This window comes from Bartonella sp. AA89HNZF (genome assembly GCF_042196905.1).
Classification (GTDB): Bacteria; Pseudomonadota; Alphaproteobacteria; order Rhizobiales; family Rhizobiaceae; genus Bartonella.
In genome coordinates, this window is the sequence record NZ_JBHIRD010000123.1 from 1 (window position 1) to 298 (window position 298).

The 298-nt window shown below is 34.2% G+C and carries 1 pseudogene; it reads right to left on the bottom strand.

Going from position 1 to position 298, the window contains the following annotated elements:
• Window positions 1–104: 104 nt before the first annotated feature.
• Window positions 105–298, bottom strand: a pseudogene (locus ACFIN0_RS10055) (orotidine-5'-phosphate decarboxylase); the annotation flags it as partial.

Below are 298 nucleotides of genomic sequence, written 5' to 3' on the forward strand. Positions count from 1 at the left end.
GAGATAAAGCAAAATCACTTCTTGAAAACAGTGTCTTCCTTAAAATTTGATAAGCCGCCCCTTCTTTAATAAGAGTTTTCTCTCTTTGATGGCTTAGCAAAAAATTAAGACAGAAGTGTATTTTTAGATTGCTCAGCAAAGTTATGAATGACATTTTTTAAATCAACACTATTTCGTCCCGCTTCTGTAATCGATCTTGAAATTGAAGGAATAATATTTTGCCATAACCTTTGAGGAAACTGTTGAATTAATTGTGTTATTGTTCCCCCTTGAGCACCGATACCAGGAACGAGAAACA